At 69.0% G+C, this 17877-nt stretch carries 13 protein-coding genes; 4 read left to right on the top strand and 9 right to left on the bottom strand.

Annotation, left to right across the window (positions count from 1 at the left end):
• The first annotated feature begins 18 nt into the window (after positions 1–18).
• Positions 19–522: an acyl-CoA thioesterase gene (locus ACF8O7_RS14780; protein WP_017406259.1), complete on the top strand. Its 504-nt coding sequence runs from the start codon at positions 19–21 to the stop codon at positions 520–522.
• Here ACF8O7_RS14780 and ACF8O7_RS14785 read toward each other — a convergent pair.
• From ACF8O7_RS14785 to ACF8O7_RS14805, 5 genes are all read right to left on the bottom strand, one after another.
• On the bottom strand, positions 509–3472 hold the full coding sequence (locus ACF8O7_RS14785; RefSeq protein ID WP_043791038.1) for an ATP-binding protein: 2964 nt from the start codon (positions 3470–3472) through the stop codon (positions 509–511). The two genes, ACF8O7_RS14780 and ACF8O7_RS14785, sit on opposite strands and share 14 nt — an antisense overlap.
• 252 nt (positions 3473–3724) lie before the next feature.
• Complete coding sequence (gene cobA, locus ACF8O7_RS14790; protein WP_392443659.1) at positions 3725–4537, bottom strand: uroporphyrinogen-III C-methyltransferase; 813 nt, start codon at positions 4535–4537, stop codon at positions 3725–3727.
• A 26-nt stretch (positions 4538–4563) separates the two neighbouring features.
• Positions 4564–5478, bottom strand: coding sequence for a DNA-binding protein YbiB (gene ybiB, locus ACF8O7_RS14795; RefSeq protein ID WP_034367674.1), 915 nt, complete (start codon positions 5476–5478; stop codon positions 4564–4566).
• Positions 5479–5576: 98 nt separating this feature from the next.
• On the bottom strand, positions 5577–8414 hold the full coding sequence (locus ACF8O7_RS14800) for a molybdopterin-dependent oxidoreductase (RefSeq protein ID WP_392443662.1): 2838 nt from the start codon (positions 8412–8414) through the stop codon (positions 5577–5579).
• A gap of 50 nt (positions 8415–8464) precedes the next feature.
• Positions 8465–9727: an NAD(P)/FAD-dependent oxidoreductase gene (locus tag ACF8O7_RS14805; RefSeq protein WP_392443664.1), complete on the bottom strand. Its 1263-nt coding sequence runs from the start codon at positions 9725–9727 to the stop codon at positions 8465–8467.
• Positions 9728–10141: 414 nt separating this feature from the next.
• Between ACF8O7_RS14805 and ACF8O7_RS14810 the strand changes: the two genes are divergently transcribed.
• The 3 genes from ACF8O7_RS14810 to ACF8O7_RS14820 all read left to right on the top strand — a co-directional run bounded on the left by ACF8O7_RS14810 (position 10142) and on the right by ACF8O7_RS14820 (position 13166).
• A complete protein-coding gene (locus tag ACF8O7_RS14810; RefSeq protein ID WP_016449720.1) occupies positions 10142–11830 on the top strand; it encodes a PAS domain-containing methyl-accepting chemotaxis protein in 1689 nt (562 codons plus the stop codon).
• Between the two features lie 122 nt (positions 11831–11952).
• Positions 11953–12603 (top strand): DUF937 domain-containing protein, encoded by a 651-nt coding sequence (locus tag ACF8O7_RS14815; RefSeq protein WP_016449719.1) that lies wholly within the window; start codon positions 11953–11955, stop codon positions 12601–12603.
• Between the two features lie 122 nt (positions 12604–12725).
• Complete coding sequence (locus ACF8O7_RS14820) at positions 12726–13166, top strand: CBS domain-containing protein (protein ID WP_016449718.1); 441 nt, start codon at positions 12726–12728, stop codon at positions 13164–13166.
• A gap of 60 nt (positions 13167–13226) precedes the next feature.
• On the opposite strand, the gene ACF8O7_RS14825 is transcribed toward ACF8O7_RS14820, so the two are convergent.
• The 4 genes from ACF8O7_RS14825 to ACF8O7_RS14840 all read right to left on the bottom strand — a co-directional run bounded on the left by ACF8O7_RS14825 (position 13227) and on the right by ACF8O7_RS14840 (position 17869).
• The gene (locus tag ACF8O7_RS14825) at positions 13227–14033 is read right to left on the bottom strand and encodes an ABC transporter ATP-binding protein (RefSeq protein WP_392443665.1); all 807 of its coding nucleotides are present in this window, start codon (positions 14031–14033) and stop codon (positions 13227–13229) included.
• Positions 14030–14965 carry a nitrate ABC transporter permease gene (ntrB, locus tag ACF8O7_RS14830; RefSeq protein ID WP_034367678.1) on the bottom strand — a complete coding sequence of 312 codons (936 nt, stop codon included), beginning with the start codon at positions 14963–14965 and terminating at the stop codon, positions 14030–14032. Before ntrB ends, ACF8O7_RS14825 begins: the two co-directional genes overlap by 4 nt.
• 40 nt (positions 14966–15005) lie before the next feature.
• Positions 15006–16286 carry a CmpA/NrtA family ABC transporter substrate-binding protein gene (locus ACF8O7_RS14835; RefSeq protein WP_034367671.1) on the bottom strand — a complete coding sequence of 427 codons (1281 nt, stop codon included), beginning with the start codon at positions 16284–16286 and terminating at the stop codon, positions 15006–15008.
• Positions 16287–16603: 317 nt separating this feature from the next.
• Positions 16604–17869, bottom strand: a complete 1266-nt coding sequence (locus tag ACF8O7_RS14840; protein ID WP_392443668.1) for a nitrate- and nitrite sensing domain-containing protein — start codon at positions 17867–17869, stop codon at positions 16604–16606.
• Positions 17870–17877: the final 8 nt, after the last annotated feature.

The raw sequence follows: 17877 nt of genomic DNA on the forward strand, positions 1-17877 counted from the left end.
TTTTCCTAGAATCCCGTGATGAATTTCCCATCGCACCAGCTGAGCATGACTGTGCTCATGTCGCCCGACATGGCGAACTTTTCGGGCAACGTCCATGGCGGCGCCGTTCTCAAGCAGCTCGACCAGGTGGCCTATGCCTGCGCCAGCCGCTACGCGGGCCGCTATGTGGTCACGCTGAGCGTGGACCAGGTGATGTTCCTGCAGCCCATCCACGTGGGCGAGCTGGTGACGTTCCTGGCCAGCGTCAACCACACGGGCAAGTCGTCGATGGAGATCGGCATCAAGGTGGTGGCCGAGGACATCCGCACCCAGGTGGTGCGCCATGTGAACAGCTGCTTTTTCACCATGGTGGCCGTGGACGAGAACAAGCAGCCGGCCGCCGTGCCGACGCTGGTGCCGTCCAACGACGAGGAAAGGCGCCGCTGGCAGGCTGCGCTGATCCGCAAGGACCTGCGCCGCGAGCTGGCCCAGCGCTTCGAGCAAAGCCGCGTGACGGCCAGCAGCACGGTCAGGCCGGGCTGAGCGTGGAGGGCGCGGCGGGCGGCGGATGCCAGGTGCCGGGCGTGCCGCCCTGCAGCTCGTTCCGCACCTGTTCGATGACGCGCCTGAGGTCTTCCATGGCAGCCGGCTTGGACAGCACCTCGTCGGCGCCGGCCTGCAGGTAGCGCAGCGCTTCGGAGGCTTCGGGGCTGGCGGTCAGTGCGATCACGCGGCAGCGGCGCAGCTGGTTTTCGGCCTCGCGCTGGCGCAGGCGCCGGATGAACTCGAAGCCGTCCATGAGCGGCATGCGTCCATCGGTGATGATGAGATCGAAGGACTCGACCAGGCAGCGTGCCCAGGCTTCCTGTCCATCGCCGGCCAGGCAGATGCCGTGGCCCAGCGCGGCCAGCTGGCTCTTGAGCAGCTCGCGGTTGAACAGATAGTCTTCCACGGCCAGGATTCTGAGGTCGGACCCGGACCCGGGCTGTGATGCGGGCAGGGGCTCGGCACTGGCCTGGGGCTTTCCTTGCAGCGCCACCGAGGCGGGCAGCACCAGGGGCAATATTCCCTCTGACGCGGGCGTGACGTCGGCCTGCATGCGATGGTCCGGCTCCACCAGTGGCAGGCTCAGCCTGACCGTGAAGCGCGAGCCTCGGCCCGGTGCGCTGTCCACCGTGATGGTTCCCCCCATGTGCTCCAGCAGGCGCCGCGTGATGCTCAGGCCCAGGCCGCTGCCAAAGGCCCTGTCCTGGTGGGCGCCTTCCACCTGCGAGAAGGGCTGGAACAGCCGGGCCTGGTCCTGCGGCGCAATGCCGATGCCCGTGTCCTCGACCTCCATCTGCAGCAGCAGGCGGTCATGCCGGCTGGCGCCATGCGCGCGCAGGGTGACGCTGCCGCGCTCGGTGAACTTGATGGCATTGCTGAGCAGGTTGAACAGCACCTGCTTGAGATGCAGCGGGTCGGCCGTCACGCTGTGGTCCACGCCGCTGCCCACTTCGGTGCGCAGCGACAGCCGCTTGCCGTGGGCCAGGCCTTGCAGCAGCGGGGCCATGTCTTCGATCAGCGGGCGCAGTGCCACCGGCTGGAGCGTGGAGTCGATATGGCCCGACTCGATGCGGTGCAGATCCAGCACATTGCCCAGCAACAGCAGCATGCCCTGGGCGGCCTTGTGGGCGGAGGCCAGCATATCGCGGTGGGGCAGGCCGAGCTTTTCCCGGTCCTGCGCCAGTTCCAGCAAGCCGATGACGGCGCTCAGCGGCGTGCGTATCTCGTGGCTGGTGGTAGACAGAAACAGGCTCTTGGCCTGGTTGGCGGCCTCGGCGCGCCGCTCGGCCCGGCGTGTCCTGCGCATCTGGCGGCTCAGGTAAAAGCCCCAGACCAGGGAGATGACCGTGACCAGGGCCAGCGCCCCGGCCAGCAGCAGCAGGCGCTGGCGGTGCTCGCGCCAGAAGCTCGCGCCGTTGCCGTTATGGTGCGGCGCCCAGTGGTGGACGATTTCGGCCACCTCTTCGGGTGCGATGGACAGCTGGGCCTTTTCCAGGATGCCCAGCAGTTCAGGTTCGGCGGCGTGCACGGCCAGGCTGATGGGGCGGGTGTAGTCGTCCAGGATGCCGGTGAGCTGCAGCCGGCTGCCCAATTGCTGGGCGTTGGCATAGCGCGCCGCGTAGTCGTTGCCCACGAAGGCATCGCTGTCATTGGCCGCCACGCTGGCCAGGGCCTGGGTCAGGTCGGCATACAGCTGCAGCCGTATGCTCGGATGCTCCCTGCGCACCGTGCTTTCGAGAAAGAAGCCCGCCACCATGGCCACGCGCTTGCCCTCCAGTCCCTGGAGGTGGTGTATGGGCTTGTCGCGCGGGGTGCCTGCGTTGGCCTCGGGCCGGGCCATCACCACGACCGTGCTGCGCAGATAGGGCGGCAGCAGCCTGATATCGGGCGAGGCCGTGGGCGGCGAGGTGTACGCCGGGGTGAGCAGGGCCTTGCCGGAGCCCAGCATGGTTTCGAGTTCGGAATAGTTGCGCGCGGCGATGTACTCGAACTGCAGGCCGGCGCGGCGGCTGATCAGGTCCAGGTAGTCGGGGCCTATGCCCTGGGCCTGGCGGTCGGCATCGAGCTGTCCCAGCGGACCCAGCGAGCCGTTGAGCACCACGGGAATGCGCGGATGGGCATCCAGCCACTGCTTTTCCGAGGGCGTCAGCGCCACGCGGTCGCCGCCCAGCAGCGGGCGGCGGCTTCCACTCCAGCTGCGCAGGATGTCGTCGCCGTGCTGCACGGTGATGCTGGGCAGGGCCTGGTCCAGGTAGGCCTTCAGCTGTGCATCGCCATGCCTCACCAGCATGCCGAAGCCACGGCTTTCTATGGGCGCAAAGCCCTGCACGCGCAGGTTGAGCAGGTAGTTGGCCTGGATCAGGTAGTGCACCGTGACCGTGTCGCCGACGAAGCCGTCGATCTCGCCCAGGCTCAGCGCCTCCAGCGCGCGGCGGGGTGTTTCATAGGTCAGCAGCTCGCTGAGGGGGTAGGCGGCAGCCACCTGGGAGCGCAGCAGCTGGTCGGGCGTCATGGCCAGCCGCGCACCCCGGCGCCGGGCGTCGAAGGGAGCATTCGACGGGGAGACCAGCACGGGCTGGCTGGGCAGGTAGGGCACGCTCAGGGCCAGGTCGGCGCGCTCGGCTTCCAGCTCGGTGCCGCCGCAGGCCAGGTCGATCTCGCCGCGGCGCAGCGCATCGAGCACGGCCGCACGCGATCCATAGGACTTGAAGCGCACGGGCGTGGGAAAAAGCAGGCCCAGGTGGTCGGCCGTGATGCCCTGGAAGCGATCGCCATCGATCATGCCCAGCGGCGGATGGTCCGGCGTGGAAATGCCCAGCGTCAGCGGCCCGCGCGCCTGCAGCCATTGGCGGTGCGCAGGCGTGAGCCAGGGCTTGGCGCCTGCCGTGACGCGCGTGGCCAGCACCATGTCGGCGCCGCTGGCCAGGCCGGGCATGGGCATGGCCATGCCAAGTGCGCAGCCGGCCAGCAGTTGGGCCGCCAGGTGTCGGCATGCCGGCCACCATGCCTGCGTCGCTGTGGAAGTGAGAGTACGGCTTGATGTTTTCATTGAATCCCCCGGTGGCGCTGCCGCCGTCCGGCGCAGCTGACGGCCTGCGAAAACGGTCTAGACGCTGTTTTCGGCAACCAACAGGAGATTTTTAATGAAAACTAATGATTTTATCTATCGATAGATTTTTTCTTTGTTGCAGCTCGGCACTCAGGCGGCAGCAACCGCAGGGTTGGGCTGCTCCTGGGGTTCGGTCATTGCCCGAATGCCATGGACCACATCTCCAACGACGATGACGCTGGGGCTGCCCAGGCCGGTGTCGGCAATGCATTGCACGAGCGTGTCCAGCGTGGCCAGTGCATGGCGCTGCTGCGGCAGGCTGGCGTGCTGGATCACGGCCACGGGCGTGGCGGCGGGCAGGCCGTGCAGCAGCTCGGCGCGGATGTGCTCCACGCTGCTCACGCCCATGTAGATCACCAGGGTGAGCCGGGCATCGCGCGCGGTGGCGGCCAGCTGGCGCCAGTCCGTGCCGCTGTCGCCGGGCTTGGCGTGGCCGGTGATGAAGACCACGCCGTGCGCCCGGTCGCGGTGCGTGAGCGGCGCGCCCAGGCTGGTGAGCCCGGCCAGGCCGGCCGTGATGCCGTTGACGACCTGGACCTCGACGCCGGCCTCGCGCAGATGCTCCACCTCTTCGCCGCCGCGCCCGAAGATGAAGGGGTCGCCGCCCTTGAGGCGCACCACCGTCTCGCCATCCTGCACGGCGGACAGCATGAGCTTTTCGATGAAGGCCTGGGGCGTGCTCTTGCAGCCGCCGCGCTTGCCCACGTAGACGATGCGCGCCGTGGGCGAGGCATGGGCCACGATGGCATCGCTGACCAGGTCATCGACCAGCAGCACGGTGGCCGTCTGTATGGCCTTGAGGGCCTTGATGGTCAGCAGCTCCGGGTCGCCGGGGCCGGCGCCGACCAGGGTGCAGCTGCCGCGCCGGGCGGTGTTTGCGGGGGTGGGGGACGGGGTCGTCATGGCGGGGCTCCGTTTTTCTGGGGTGTTCAGCGAATCTGATCGGCAAGGTGGACGATGTGTTCCACCTGGCGCGTGAGCGCCGGCGGCACGGGCAGGCGGCCCGCAAGCACGTCCTCGGTGTAGCGCGCCGTGGTGTCCACGTCGATCTCGGCGGGCAGGCCCGGGATTTCGGAGGCCGTGCCGCTTTGCTGCTCGGCCAGCAGTTGGTGGGCGCCTGCGACGAATCCGTCGTAGCGCGGCAGCCGGCGCGGGTCGGCCGCGACCTCGCCTTCCAGCCCGCGCGAGAGCAGCACATTCATGCCCAGCGTCCCGAAGGTGCCGTGCAGCATGGGCAGGTACTCGGGATGGGTGTAGGCCGTCACCAGCAAGGACGGGCCGTCGCAGGGCGCCAGCAGCTTGACCACGCTGTGGCCCGGATTGCGCAGGCCGATGACCTCGCGCACGGACAGCAGCCGGGCCAGCGCCGGATGCAGGTGTTCGGTATGCAGATGGGCCACCTGGCCGCCATCGAGTGCCTGGGGTGCCTGCAGCGGCGCAATGCCCAGCGCCTGCAGCACATCGCTGGCCAGGATGCGCCGCGCCTCGGTGCGCATGCCGTGCAGCAGCACGGGCAGGCCTTCGCGCGCCAGCAGCAGGGCCAGCAGGGGCGTGAGCACGGGCAGACGGCGCGCGCCGTTGTAGCTGGGCAGCACGATCACGGGGCGGCCATGGGCCGATGCGGGAAAGCGCGCGGCGCGCGCATGCACGGCATCCAGGAAGCCGCTCATCTCCTCGACCGTCTCGCCCTTGATGCGCATGGCGATGCAGAAGGCGCCGATCTCCAGATCGGTGACGCCCCCGTCCAGCACCTGGCCGAACAGGTCGGCGGCCTGCGCGCGCTCCAGCGCCTTGGCTCCGCGTGCGCCGCGGCCTATTTCCTTGATGTATTGGCTGATGCCCATGGCGTGGTGATCGTGGGTGGAATCCTGTGGGCGCATATTTTCCCGCAGGTTTCATTACTTTTCGCTATATATGCAAACCTGTCGTTCCATGGCCTCTTTCATGCCGCCTGCGGGCTGGGCGCAACGGGGATGTGGCGCACCAGGCGCTTGAGTTCAGGCAGGCAGGAGCCGCAGTTGGTGCCGCAGCGCAATTGGCCTTGCAAAGCGGCCAAGCGGGCATCGTCGCTGCCCTCGCAGCGCGCAAGCACGCCTTCGATGGCGGCCTCGTCCACGTCGAAGCACGCGCAGACCTGGCGCGTGCGCTGCGCCAGGGGCAGCGGTGCCGAGGCCGAGGACATGAGCAGCAGGCGCCCATAGTCCTGGGCCGGCAACTGGTCCTTCAGCAGGGTGCCCAGCCAGCTGCCGGCGCGCGTGTCTCCGGCCAGCAGCAAGGCTTCGACCGTGGTGGACAGGCTGGTGCGGTCCAGCCGCAGCGCACGGCTGTGCTGGCGGCGGCGGTCGCTGTAGCGCAGGGTGTCGGCGGCATCCAGGCCCAGCAGGGACTCGATCTGCGCGATGAGGGCGTCGTCGGGCGCCTCATGCGCGGCGGCGCGCAGCAGCACTCCGTGGCGGGCGCGGGCGGCGTCCTGCAGCGGCACGGCATTGCCGAAAGGCACGCAGCTGGCAAAGCCGAAGTGCGGCATGAGGGCGGACAACTGCTCGCGCACGGCCAGCACGCGGTCCTCGGGCAGCCAGGCCATGGCCAGCAGGGTCCAGGGCAGAGCGGCCTTTTGCAGCTTGACGGCCGTGTGCTTGAGTTCAGGCTGCTTGGATGCGGGGCAGAAGGCTGGCGTGGTCAGTGCGTTGAGGCCCCCCGTGGCCGTGCCGCCCAGGTACTCGCCGCCCCAGTGCATGGCCATGAAGAGCTGGGAGGGCGCGAGCGTGGCATCGGGCTGCACCGGCACCAGCAGGGCACCGCGGCGGCTGCTCACCTGCACCAGGTCGCCCGCGCGCAGGCCGCGCTCGGCCATGTCCTGCGGATGCATCTGCACACTGGGCTCGGCAGCCTGGCCGAACAGTCGTCCCAGCTGGCCCGTGCGGCTCATGCCGTGCCACTGGTCGCGCAGCCGGCCCGTGGTCAGGCTGAAGGGGTAGCTCGCATCGGGCGACTCGGCCAGCGGCTGCCAGGGCAGCAGGGCAAAGCGGGCGCGGCCATCGGGCGTGGGAAAGCGGCCGTCTTCGTAGAGCCGTGCGCGGCCCAGGGCTGCGCCTTCGGGCAGCGGCCATTGCTGGGGGCCTTGCGCGTCCAGCAGATCCCAGGACAGGCCGGTGATGTCCAGGTCACGCCCGCGCGTGCTTTCGCGGTGCTCGTTCCAGATGGCTTCGGCGCCTGCGGCGGCGTCCTCGGTGTCGTAGGGGAAGAGGCTGGGCCGGCCCGGGCGCAGCCGCGTTTCCATGCGCCGCGCGCAGTCCACGGCGATGTGCCAGTCATGGCGCGCGGCGCCCGGTGCGGCCACGGCGGGGCGTACGCGCGAGATGCGCCTTTCGCTGTTGGTCACCGTGCCGATCTTCTCGCCCCAGGTGGTGGCGGGCAGCAGCAGGTCGGCGTAGGCGCAGGTGGCGGTGGTGGCGAAGGCCTCCTGCACGATGACGAATTCGGCCCGCTGCAGTGCGCGCCGCACCAGGGCCTGGTCGGGCATGCTTTGCGCGGGGTTGGTGCAGGCTATCCACAGCGCGCGGATCTCGCCCTCGGCGGCGGCCTCGAACATCTCCACGGCGGTCTTGCCGGGCCGTGATGGCACGGCGTCCACGTCCCACAGTGCGGCCACTTCGGCGCGGTGGGCCGGGTTGGCCAGGTCGCGGTGGGCCGACAGCAGATTGGCCAGCCCGCCCACCTCGCGCCCACCCATGGCATTGGGCTGGCCCGTGAGCGAGAACGGTCCCGCGCCTGCGCGCCCGATCTGGCCCGTGGCCAGGTGCAGGCCGATCAGCGCGGCGTTCTTGGCCGTGCCGTTGCTGCTCTGGTTCAGGCCCTGGCAGTACAGGCTGAGCGTTGCGCCACGGGCGGCGCCGTCCCGCGCATCTCCTCCCAGCGCGAACCACTGCGCGGCCTGGAAAAGGTCGTGGCGGGGCAGGCCGCAGACCTCGCTCACGCGCTCGGGCGTGGCCTCCCGCACCAGGGCCTGCAGGTCGGCAAAGCCGCTGGTGTGGCGCGCGATGTAGGCCCGGTCCAGCCAGCCTTCCAGCTCCATGATGTGCAGCATGCCGTGGAACAGCAGGGTGTCGCTGCCGGGGCGCAGCGGCAGGAAGAGGTCGGCCATGCCGGCCGTGTCGGTGCGGCGTGGGTCGGCCACGATGATCTTCATCTGCGGCCGCGCAGCACGCGCCTGCTCTATGCGCCGCGTGAGCACGGGATGGGCCCATGCCGCGTTGCTGCCCACGATGAACAGGCAGTCCGCATGGTCCACGTCCTCGTAGCAGGCCGGTGGCGCGTCGGCGCCCAGCGTGGCCTTGTAGCCCGCCACGGCGCTGCTCATGCACAGGCGCGAATTGGTGTCGATGTTGTTGGTGCCGATCAGGCCCTTGGCCAGCTTGTTGAAGACGTAGTAGTCCTCGGTCAGCAACTGGCCGCTCACATACAGGCCCACGGCGTCGGGGCCGTGCTCCTGCACGATGGAGGCCAGCCTGCCGGCTGCCAGGTCCAGCGCGGCATCCCAGCTGATGTCCCGGGGCGCCGCCCCGCGCGTGGTGCGCAGGGCGGGCTGCAGCAGCCGGGTCTGCCGCGCCAGGGCGGGCGAGGCCGTCAGATGCAGCGTGCTGCCCTTGGTGCACAGGCGGCCGTGGTTGGCGGGGTGCGCCGGATCGCCACGCACGCCCGTGATGCGGGCGCCATCGCTTTCGATGATGACGCCGCAGCCTGTGCCGCAGTAGGGGCAGGTGGATCGGGTTTCTTGCATGGTGGGCCTGGGGTGGATGAGGGAAGGGCAGGGCACGGGGGCGGGCGCCGTCACGGGCCGCTGGCCGGGTCGGCCTGGCTGGCCTGGCTGGCTTGACTTTCGCCGAACATGAGGCGGTCGCGCAGTTCCTGCACTGCCACGCCATCGCGCAACAGGCGGAAGTACCAGCCGCCGTCCTCGGTGTCGCCATACAGGCAGGCGCCGACCAGTCTGTCACCGCGCAGCACCAGCTTGCGGTACACGCCCGCGCCGGGGTCGCTGAGCACGATTTCCTCCGTGCCGTCGTCGCCGCGAAAGTCGCCTGCGCTGAACAGATGAATGCCCGTGACCTTGAGCTTGGCCGAGGTCTGCGAGCCCGGATAGCGGCCGATGCCGATTTCGGCCAGGTGGTTGGCCAGCACCTTGCCTTGCTCGAACAGCGGCGCCACCAGCCCGTAGGCCACGCCCCGGTGCGCCGCGCACTCGCCCACGGCATAGATGCGCGGGTCGGTCACGGTCTGCAGCGTGTCGCTGACCACGATGCCGCGCTGCACATGCAGGTGCATCTGCTCGGCCAGCGCGGTCTCGGGTCGGATGCCCACAGCCATGACCACGAGCGAGGCCGGCGCATCGCGCCCGTCCTGCAGGTGCACGCAGGCCACGCGGCCCTGGCCGTCGCCCGTCAGCGCGCGGGTCTGGGCCTGCATCAGAAAGCGCATGCCGCGCTCGGCCAGCGAGGCCTGCAGCAAGGCGGCGGCGGTCTCGTCCAGCTGGCGGTCCAGCAGGCGCTCGCCCGCATGCACCACGGTGACCTCCATGCCGCGCTTCATGAGGCCGTTGGCGGCCTCCAGGCCCAGCAGTCCGCCGCCGATGACCACGGCATGGCGGTGGCTGGCGGCCGCCGCGATCATGGCCTGGGTGTCGGCAATGTCGCGGTAGCCGAGCACGCCGTCCAGTTCGCGCCCGGGCACGGGCAGCATGAAGGGGCGCGATCCCGTGGCCAGGATCAGGCGGTCGTACCCGGCGCTCACGGGCTGGCCGGTGGCGTCCACGGCGTGCACCACGCGGCGCGCCCGGTCCACCGCATGCACGCGGCAGCCTGCATGCAAGGTGATGCCGTGCCGGGCATACCAGGACCAGTCGTTGAGGATGATTTCGTCCAGCTGCTGCTCGCCCGCCAGCACCGGCGACAGCATGATGCGGTTGTAGTTGGGGTGCGGCTCGGCGCCGAACACGGTGATCTCGTAGAGGTCGGGCGCGATCCTGAGCAGCTCTTCCAGCGTGCGCACGCCGGCCATGCCGTTGCCCACCATCACCAGCCTGGATTTCTTCATTGCGCCCCCGCATCGGTTCGAAAAGCAAAAAGGCGTCATCCCCACTGCGCGGCTGCTGCCTGCGCGCGGGTTGACGCCTTTGTCCCTGGGGCAGCGGCACCTCGTTGCGCCTTGCCCCCATGGCCTGCAATGGCCACGCATGGGATGAAGCAAGCGGCATGCCAGGGCGCGCAGCCCTGCGCGGGCGCTGTCCTCGGGGCTGCCGCCCGGCGGCCGAGCCATGGTGGTGCGCCGCATGCCTCAAGGCGGTGCGCCCGCTATCGAGAGCGCGCAATCAGATGTCTGAATCGAATGGAGGTTTTGTGGCGATTTGTTTCAAATGCGACGAATCGGGGTACAACAAGCCACCGGGTCCTGCAGTAAGCCAGGGCCGCAATGACGTGAAGGATTTTTCTTCTTCAAGGGACCACGCCTATGAGAGTGAATCTGCCAGTCAGCACGCGCGAATACGCATTTCCCAAGGGCCAGACCCTGGTGTCCACCACGGACCTGAAGGGGCGCATCCTCTACTGCAACCCGATGTTCATCGAGGTCAGCGGCTACGAGCGCGAAGAACTGCTGGGCCAGCCCCACAACATGATCCGCCACCCCGACATGCCCGAGGAAGCCTTCCGCGACATGTGGGCCACCATCTCGGCCGGACTGCCCTGGTCGGCGCCTGTGAAGAACCGGCGCAAGAACGGCGACTTCTACTGGGTCATGGCCAATGTCACGCCGCTGATGGAAGGCGACCGGCCCTCGGGCTACATGTCGGTGCGCACCGAGGCCACGCGCGAGCAGACGGATGCGGCCGAGCGCCTCTACGCCACCATGCGCGCCGAAAAGGACGCAGGGCGCAAGGTCCACGTGCTGCGCGCCGGCCATCTGGTGCGCAACAACCTGCGCGGACGCCTTGCCAGCGCGCTGAGCCTGGGCCTGGCAGGCAAGCTGGTGCTGATCTTCTTCCTGGTGGTGGCGGCGGCCTTTGGCGCGGCGATGGCGGGAGGGCACACGCTGGATGCATGGTCCGCGCTGGCCTGGCTGGCGGTCTGCATCTTCACGGGGCTGGCCGGGGCCTGGGCGTACCGGCTGACCGTGGCGCCGCTGGCGCAGATGGTGCTGCAGGCCAACCGCCTGGCGGCCGGCGACCTGACGCAGACCATACGCATCACGCGCAAGGACGTGGTGGGCGATCTGCAGAAGGCACTGAGCCAGCTCAATGTGAACCTGCTGTCCATCGTGCGCGATGCGCGCGAGGAAAGCGACAAGATGCAGATCTCCACGCGGGAAATCGCGCAGGGCAACCAGGACCTGTCCGCGCGCACGGAAACCCAGGCCGGCAACCTGCAGCAGACGGCGGCCTCGATGGAGGAGATCACGGGCACGGTCAAGCACACGGCCGAGTCGGCGCGCCAGGCCACGGACCTGGCCACCCAGGCCAGCGAGGTGGCCGAGCGCAGCAGCGGCGCCGTCGACGGCGTGGCGGCCACCATGAAGCAGATCCAGGCCGCGTCGGGGCGCATCGGCGAGATCACGCAGCTCATCGACTCCATCGCCTTCCAGACCAACATCCTGGCGCTGAACGCCGCCGTGGAGGCCGCGCGCGCGGGCGACCAGGGCCGGGGCTTTGCGGTGGTGGCGGCCGAAGTGCGCAGTCTCTCGCAGCGCACGCAGGCAGCGGCCAAGGAGATCCGCGAACTCATAGACGACTCCGCCGCCAAGGTGCTGGATGGCAATCAGCGCACCGAGGTCGCGCAGAAAACCATGACCGAATCGCTGGACCTGGTGCGGCGCGTGAACCTGCTGATCGGCGAAATCCACAGCGCCTCCAACGAGCAGCTCAGCGGCATCTCGCAGGTCAACGCGGCCGTGGCGCATCTGGACAACATCACGCAGCAGAACGCGGCGCTGGTGGAGCAGAACGCGGCATCGGCCATGGCCTTGCAGGCCCAGGCGCAGACCGTGTCGGAGACCGTGCAGGTCTTCCGGCTGGACGCCACGGCCCGGGCACCGGCGGCCGTGGCCGACGCAGTGGCGCTGCGCCGGTCCATGAAGGCGCAGGCGCCGCTGCCGCCACTGCGGCCGCCGCGCACCCAGCCGCAGCCGGCGCTGACCACGGGCTGAGCGCGATCCGGGCGCTGGAAAACATCGTTGACACTTGGGGCGCTGAGCCGTCATGCCCGCTGCACCGGCCGGCGCTACCATGTGACTTTGTGTTGACCGGGCGACCGGATGAAGGAACGACCATGAACTCCAGCTCTTCCCTGGCCGCCGAACTGATGGCCCAACTGCAGGGCGCGCCCATGCAGCAGATGGCAGACCAGATCGGCGCCAGCCCCGCTCAGACCGAAAGTGCCGTGGGCGCGGCCCTTCCCGTGCTGCTGGGCTCGCTGGGCCGCAATGCGGCCGATCCGCAGGGCGCGGCCAATCTCTTCGGCGCGCTGCAGCGCGACCACGGCGCGGCCAGCGGTGGCGCCGGCGGGCTGGATCTGGGAGGCCTGCTGGGCTCGCTGCTGGGCGGCGGCGCAGGCGCAGGCGGCAATGCGGGCGGCGGGCTCGACGGCGCAGCCATCCTGGGCCATATCCTGGGCGGCAACCAGCAGCGCGCGCAGGACGGCCTGGGCCAGGCCACGGGCCTGGGCAGCGGCGGCGCGGCCCAGCTGCTGCAGCTGCTGGCCCCCATCGTCATGTCCTTTCTTGCACAGCGCGTGAGCGCAGGCGGCATGGATGCCGGCGGCCTGGGCCAGGTGCTGGGCCGCGAGCATGCGCAGGCGCAGCAGCAGGGCGGCCTGGGTGGTGGTTTGCTGGGAAGCCTGCTCGATCAGGATGGCGACGGCCAGGTAGGTCTCAGCGATCTGATGAAGATTGGTGGCAGTCTGTTGGGCGGTCGTCGCTGAAGGGCCGCATTCACTGAATCGGGCAGGGCCGGTGCGTGTGCATACACGCGCTGGCCCTGTTGCTTTTTGGGCGCAGTTCGGATGACACTAGAACCGAATTGGCGAACGACTGAAAGGCACCCATGACAGCAGTTGCAGACATTCTCAAGTCCAAGGCCACCAGCGCGGTGTACAGCATCGCGCCTACCGATTCCGTGCTCGATGCGCTGCGGCTCATGGCCGACAAGGGCATTGGCGCCCTGCTCGTGATGGAGGGCAGCGAGATCGCCGGCATCGTCACCGAGCGCGACTACGCGCGCAAGATCGCGCTGCTGGGGCGCACCTCCGGCGCCACCCTGGTGCGCGACGTGATGACGCGCGACGTGCTGTTCGTCGGCCCCACCCAGACCACGCAGGAGTGCATGGCGGTGATGACCGAGAACCGGCTGCGCCACCTGCCCGTGGTGGACGAAGGCGGCAAGCTGCTGGGCCTGATCTCCATCGGAGACCTGGTCAAGGACATCATCTCCGAGCAGAAGTTCATCATCGAGCAGCTGGAGCACTACATCTCGGGCCGGCACTGAACCGGGGCTCGGCCTGCCCGCCATGGGCAGGGTCTCGAAGGCGGCAGGACCTGCGAAGGTTCAGGCCGCCTTTTCCACATGCCCCTGGCGTGTGTAGAGGAAATCGATCACGGCCTTGCGGCACTGGCGGTAGAGGTCGTCCTCGGCCAGCGCCACGCGGTTGCGCGGGCGGGCCAGGCCGACCTGCAGCACCTCGCCGATGGTGGCGGCCGGGCCGTTGGTCATCATCACGATCTTGTCGGACAGCAGCACGGCCTCGTCCACATCGTGCGTGACCATGACCACGGTGCTTTGCGTGCGCGCCACGATCTCCAGCAGCTCGTCCTGCAGCTTGGCGCGCGTGAGCGCATCGAGCGCGCCGAAGGGCTCGTCCATCAGCAGCACCTGCGGCTCCATCGACAGCGCGCGCGCAATGCCCACGCGCTGCTTCATGCCGCCCGATATCTCGCCGGGCCGCTTGTGCGCGGCATGGGTCAGGCCCACCAGTTCCAGCGCGGCCAGGGTGCGGGCCTTGAGCTGGGCGCGGCTTTCCGTGCGGCCATAGACGCGCTCCACGGCCAGGTGGATGTTGCCCTCGCAGGTCAGCCAGGGCAGCAGCGAGTGGTTCTGGAAGACCACGGCGCGCTCGGGTCCCGGGCCCTTGATCTCCTTGTTGGCGCACAGCAGCACGCCCGTGGTGGGCGTGGTCAGGCCCGCGATCAGGTTCAGCAGGGTGGACTTGCCGCAGCCCGAGTGGCCGATCAGCGAGACGAACTCGCCCCGCGCAATGGTCAGGTCGATATTGCGCAGTGCCGGAAACAGGCCCTTGGCGGTCTTGAAGCTCTGCTCCACGCCCTGGATCTCGATGAACTTGGACGATGCATTCATGCCTTCACCTCTTCGAACGTAAATGCCGTTGCCAGCTTGACCAGGGCCATCTCCAGCAGCAGGCCCACGATGCCGATCACGAAGATCGCGATGATGATGTTCTTGACGTTGAGGTTGTTCCACTCGTCCCAGACCCAGAAGCCGATGCCCACACCGCCGGTGAGCATCTCGGCCGCGACGATGACCAGCCAGGCCGTGCCCACGGCCAGGCGCACGCCGGTCAGCATGTAGGGCAGCACGGCGGGGAACAGGATGGTGGTGGCGATCTTCCACTCGCTGAGGTTGAGCACGCGCGCCACGTTCATGTAGTCCTGGGGCACGCGCTGCACGCCCACGGCGGTGTTGATGAGCATGGGCCAGATCGAGCAGATGAAGATGGTCCAGATGGCCGCCGGGTTGGCGCCCTTGAAGACCAGCAGGCCTATGGGCAGCCAGGCCAGCGGCGACACCGGGCGCAGCAGGCTGATCAGCGGGTTGAACATGCGCGACAGGAAGTTGAAGCGCCCGATCACGAAGCCGGCCGGAATGCCGACCAGGGCCGCCAGGCCGAAGCCCACGGCCACGCGCTGCAGCGAAGCGAGCACGTTCCAGCCCACGCCCTGGTCATTGGGGCCGTTGCGGTAGAACGGGTCGCTGAAAATCTCCACCGCCTGCTGCCAGGTCGCCAGGGGCCCCGGAATGCTCTGGCCGGAGCCCGCGGCCACCAGGGACCACACGCCCACGAGCAGGCCGAGGCCGCACAGCGGCGGCAGCACGGCCAGCCAGAAGGCGCGCGACAGCGCCGCCCAGTCGCGCGCAGGGGCGGGAGTCCTGGGCGTTGCCGGTGCAGCCTGCATGGCCGGGACCGGGGATGCAGCGGTGGGGGAAACCGGCGCAGGCGGGGCGGCGGCGGTGGAGGACTCTGCCGGGAAGTGGAAGACGGCGCTGACCATGGTGTGTTCCTCGGTGGGATGGGTCTTCAAAGGGGATCTCTCAGGCCTTGATGGCGAAGCTGTCCGCGTACTTGCGCGGGTCCTTGCCGTCCCAGACCGTGCCGTCCATCAGCTTGCTGCTGCGCATCTCGCCCTTGGGCAGCGGGGCCTTGGCGGCGGTGGCGGCCTGCTGGTAGATGTCCAGGCGGTTGATGGAGCGGGCCACGCCCAGGTAGTCGGGGTGCTCCTTGAGCAGGCCCCAGCGCTTGTGCTGGGTGAGGAACCACATGCCGTCGGACAGATAGGGATAGCCCACGCTGCCGTCGCCATAGAACTTCATGTGGTGGGGGTCGTCCCAGGTCTTGCCCATGCCGTCCTGGTAGCGGCCCAGGATGCGCTGGTTGATGGCGTCCACGCCGGTGTTCACATAGGCCTTGCCGGCAATGGTGTCGGCCATGCGGGTCTTGTTGGCCAGGCTCTCGTCGATCCAGCGGCCGGCCTCGATGATGGCGGCCGTCACGGCGCGTGCCGTGTTGGGGTTCTGGCGGGCAAATTCGGCCGTGGTGCCCAGCACCTTCTCGGGATGGTCCTGCCAGATGGCCTGGGAGGTGGTGGCCGTGACGCCGATACCGTCCATGATGGCGCGGTGGTTCCAGGGCTCGCCCACGCAAAAGCCGTCCATGTTGCCCACGCGCATGTTGGCCACCATCTGCGGCGGCGGCACGGTGATGACCTTGGCATCCTTGAGCGGGTGGATGCCGTTGGCCGCCAGCCAGTAGTACAGCCACATGGCATGCGTGCCCGTGGGAAAGGTCTGGGCAAAGGTGTATTCGCGCTTTTCGCTGGCCATCAGCTTGGCCAGGCCTGCGCCGTTGACGGCGCCCTTGTCGGCCAGTTTCTTGGACAGCGTGATGGCCTGGCCGTTGTGGTTGAGCGTCATCAGCACGGCCATGTCTTTCCTGGCGCCGCCCACGCCCAGGTGCATGCCGTAGACCAGGCCGTACAGCACATGGGCAAAGTCCAGTTCGCCATTGGCCAGCTTGTCGCGCACGCTGGCCCAGCTCGCTTCCTTGGAGGGAATGATCCTGACACCGTACTTCTGGTCGATCCCCAGCACCGAGGCCATGACCACGCTGGCGCAATCGGTCAGCGGAATGAAGCCGATGCGCACTTCCTTTTTCTCGGGCGCATCCGAGCCGGCCGCCCAGGCGCCGTGGTGGCCCAGCTGGGTGTAGAGCGCCGCGCCGCCTGCCAGCGTGCCGGCCTGGCGCAGAAAATCGCGCCGGGGCAGTGCCGGGCCGGAGGTGAGAGGGCCTGTGGTGGGCTGGGGCGTGGACGCCATGGCGGAACTCCTTCGATCGTCGGGAATGGAACACTTGCAAACCGGCATGTCCCAAGCAAAACGGCGTCCTCTCCGGCCGCGCTGCGCGGGGAGAGTGACGCCGTTGTCCTGGGGCCCTGAATCAAGACCGGGTTCCCGGCCGCCTTTGGCCGGGATTTGCCAGAGTCAATGCAGAAACCGTGCCAGGCGGCGTTCAAGGGGGACCATGCACTCCACCGGCCTTGCCGTCCGCGCCGGGCCACCTTCTGGTGCGCGACTTGCCGCAGCACTGCACCAAGTCGGTGCTGCGCTGCAACATGGCGCGCAGCGGCCCGGGTTCATGGGGCGGGCGGCAGCAAATCGGCCATGGAAAGCACGGCCTGCGCCACTTCGGCCAGGCGGCGGTTCTGGTTCATGGCGGTCTGGCGCAGCAGCTTGTGGGCCTCGCCTTCGCTGAGCTGGCGCCGTGTCATCAACAGGCCCTTGGCGCGCTCCAGCAGCTTGCGTTCCGTGAGCGTGGCGCGCACGGTCTCCAGCTCGGCCTGCATGGCCTGCAGCCGCTGGGACTGGTCCTGCACCAGGTCCATCACGGATCGGTCCAGCTGCGGGCCCAGACGCGCGGCCGGGGGCTGCAGCCCGCCCAGCGCCAGCGTGGCGGAGACGGGCGTGATCTCCATTGCCTGCGGCGCCTGCAGCAGCGTCTGCAGGGCGGCGCGCGCATCGACAATGCAGCGCTGGCACTGCTGCTGCAGCTCGGCCGTCAGGCGGGCCTCGACGGTGTGCAGCGCATCCATGCGCCGCGAGCAGCTGTCGAACCAGGGCTCGGCCATCTCTGGCGCCAGGGGAGTGCCCGGCGCGGCCGTGCAGCCCACGCGGCGCAGGCGTTCGATCACGGCCAGCGTGGCGTCGGCCGCGCTGCTTTCTTGCCACAGGGCCAGGGAATGGGGCGGCGCAAACTCCGCAAAGACCTGAAAGCAGCGCTCCTGCGAGGCGATCAGGTGCAGCCAGTGCTGCTGGCGCGGCGCATCGCTGACGCCCGCACCAAAGGCGGCCACGCCCGTGGCACGCTCCTGGCCCGCGAGTTCCTTGCCCTGCATGAAGTTGAACAAGGCCACCAGCAGGCGCGAGATACCGGGCTCGGGTGCGCTGTCGGCCGCCTCGAACACCACGGCCAGCAGGCCTGCCACCAGCTCGATGTAGATGGCGGTGGCCGCCTCCGGCGACAGGTCGTGGCTGGCGACGCGCTCGCGCAGCGCAGGCAGGGCGTCCAGGCACTGCAGCACATGGGCGATGCGGCTGAACAGCCGCGCGCCATGGCCGGGGTGCCCCGTGGAGTCTGTTTGGCCGGGCTGCATGTCCAGCCGGTCGAAGCCGTCAAGCGCCGCCGCGGCAATCCGGTCGCACTCGGCCATCTGCGCCAGCCGTGCCTCGCCGCCATGCGCGCCCGCGCTGGCCAGAAAGACGTTGGACAGGCCGCGCTCCTTTTGCAGCGCATGGATGAGGCGGCTGAGCAGATCCACCAGTGCGCTGGTGCGCTGCAGTTGCTCCAGCTCGCCGATTTCGCACTGGCGCGCGGCCACAAGAAAGTTGAGAGCGGTTTTCATGGGGGACG

It is taken from the genome of Delftia sp. WSY_16, from assembly GCF_043104415.1.
Lineage (GTDB): Bacteria > Pseudomonadota > Gammaproteobacteria > Burkholderiales > Burkholderiaceae_C > Comamonas > Comamonas tsuruhatensis.

Coding starts and splice junctions, on each gene's coding strand:
- cobA (WP_392443659.1), bottom strand. CDS start 4,537: ATGACGACCCCGTCCCCCACCCCCGCAAACACCGCCCGGCGCGGCAGC.
- ACF8O7_RS14815 (WP_016449719.1), top strand. CDS start 11,953: ATGAACTCCAGCTCTTCCCTGGCCGCCGAACTGATGGCCCAACTGCAG.
- ACF8O7_RS14780 (WP_017406259.1), top strand. CDS start 19: ATGAATTTCCCATCGCACCAGCTGAGCATGACTGTGCTCATGTCGCCC.
- ACF8O7_RS14785 (WP_043791038.1), bottom strand. CDS start 3,472: ATGGCCATGCCCATGCCCGGCCTGGCCAGCGGCGCCGACATGGTGCTG.
- ybiB (WP_034367674.1), bottom strand. CDS start 5,478: ATGGGCATCAGCCAATACATCAAGGAAATAGGCCGCGGCGCACGCGGA.
- ACF8O7_RS14810 (WP_016449720.1), top strand. CDS start 10,142: ATGAGAGTGAATCTGCCAGTCAGCACGCGCGAATACGCATTTCCCAAG.
- ACF8O7_RS14805 (WP_392443664.1), bottom strand. CDS start 9,727: ATGAAGAAATCCAGGCTGGTGATGGTGGGCAACGGCATGGCCGGCGTG.
- ACF8O7_RS14825 (WP_392443665.1), bottom strand. CDS start 14,033: ATGAATGCATCGTCCAAGTTCATCGAGATCCAGGGCGTGGAGCAGAGC.
- ACF8O7_RS14800 (WP_392443662.1), bottom strand. CDS start 8,414: ATGCAAGAAACCCGATCCACCTGCCCCTACTGCGGCACAGGCTGCGGC.
- ACF8O7_RS14820 (WP_016449718.1), top strand. CDS start 12,726: ATGACAGCAGTTGCAGACATTCTCAAGTCCAAGGCCACCAGCGCGGTG.
- ACF8O7_RS14835 (WP_034367671.1), bottom strand. CDS start 16,286: ATGGCGTCCACGCCCCAGCCCACCACAGGCCCTCTCACCTCCGGCCCG.
- ntrB (WP_034367678.1), bottom strand. CDS start 14,965: ATGGTCAGCGCCGTCTTCCACTTCCCGGCAGAGTCCTCCACCGCCGCC.
- ACF8O7_RS14840 (WP_392443668.1), bottom strand. CDS start 17,869: ATGAAAACCGCTCTCAACTTTCTTGTGGCCGCGCGCCAGTGCGAAATC.